Genomic DNA, 1,405 nt, shown 5'->3' with positions numbered 1-1,405 from the left:
CGGCGTCGACCGTTTGCGCGACGGCAATACGACCGGCCATGCGCGATCCGCGGCATGAGAGTGCACTTGAACTGCTGATTCTTGCAGCGCAAGATGAGCATTCGCCGTAGACGAGTGTGGTGCCCTACCGTGACGGCTGTGACGCGGGTCGAACTCCTACGCGAACTGCGCGACAACGGTCGGCGCCTTACCACTTCACGGCTTGAGAAATGCGCCGGCGAACTCGACCTGCCGCTGGCCGACGTCTTGGTCGTCGCAGGCCACGCTGTTCCCGGCCATCTCCTGCCGCCGAACCGCGACCTCAACGTGCTGCGCGCTTTCGCTTACCGAGTGACGTACTGCAGCCATACCCAGCTGGCTGAGCTGCAACGCTTTGTGAGTGCACTGCCGAACAAGGGCGCGCCGCCCGAACCCCGGCCGGCACGCAGCCAGGCGGATCACGACCCATTCCCGGCCGTACTACAAGGCCTGATGGGCAACCGAGGCCTCGGACTCCGGGAACTCCCGTTCGTCGGGCTCTCGCTCAGCACTATCAGGGGCATGTTGGGCGGAGCCTGGCATCGGCTGCCGCAGCTACAGGCGGTGAGCGGACCACTCGGCTGGCGCACAGCCGACCTGGCCGTGCTGGCCGGCGAGCCGATGCACCCTCTCGACCACGGCCCGATCCTCTGTCGGCACTACGGCGCGGTGTACCTGGCTGCCGTCCACTGCATCACAGCCCAGGTGGTGCGTGCCGCTCGAAAGGCGGATCAACTGAGCGCCCGCAAGGACCACGGTGCCTGGCAACCCGTCTCCCACGGCATTGACGAGTGCCCGGATGCCAGAGAGACGTCGAAAGAACCCAGCACCGGTTGAAGGCCGCGCGCTTCGCGGCAGGAGAGTGCACATGGCCGAGTACCGGGAGGCCTCCATAGGTGATGCCCGAGCACAGTTGGAGAATGAAGGGTGTGAATCACTTCGAGACCTGCTGCCACCTGGACTGGTGGGCGAACCCCATCACCTGCCTGGCCAGTGTCGCGGTCTCGCTGGTCGTCACCACTACCGAATCGGGCTGGGCAGCGGAAGGGCGCCTGTTGGGTGCCGACGACGAAGAACGTGAAGGTTTCGGCCTCCTATGCGACCTGGATCCAGTCTTCACTTTGAGGTTCGGCGATGACAGCGAGTTCGCCGTAACCGTGCATCGAGGGTCGGGCGACGACTTTACGTTGACGGAGTATGTGGGGCCGGCGACGCGGGAGATCAACCACGAGATTGAGGTTCGGTGAGCCGCACCGAACTTCGGTCGATGCACCGGTGGCCAAGACGCGAGTTATCCGCGGCATGAGAGTAGCTACGCCTCGCCGTAGGAAGGACCGACCGAGGATCTAGCTGCTCAAGCGACCCTCGGCGGTGTCGACCAAGAAGC

General features: G+C 64.8%; 2 protein-coding genes. Both read left to right on the top strand.

Features of this window, described 5'->3' with window-relative positions; genetic code table 11:
* Positions 1–138: 138 nt before the first annotated feature.
* On the top strand, positions 139–855 hold the full coding sequence (locus ACFO0C_RS48315) for a hypothetical protein (protein ID WP_378073681.1): 717 nt from the start codon (positions 139–141) through the stop codon (positions 853–855).
* Positions 856–947: 92 nt separating this feature from the next.
* Positions 948–1,265 (top strand): hypothetical protein, encoded by a 318-nt coding sequence (locus ACFO0C_RS48310; RefSeq protein WP_378073679.1) that lies wholly within the window; start codon positions 948–950, stop codon positions 1,263–1,265.
* The last annotated feature ends 140 nt before the right edge of the window (positions 1,266–1,405 follow it).

Origin of the sequence: Actinoplanes subglobosus, from assembly GCF_042650585.1 — a bacterium.
Classification (GTDB): Bacteria; Actinomycetota; Actinomycetes; order Mycobacteriales; family Micromonosporaceae; genus Actinoplanes; species Actinoplanes subglobosus.
The sequence above is the reverse complement of the archived record's forward strand: the minus strand, read 5'-3'. Positions and strand labels throughout refer to the sequence as shown.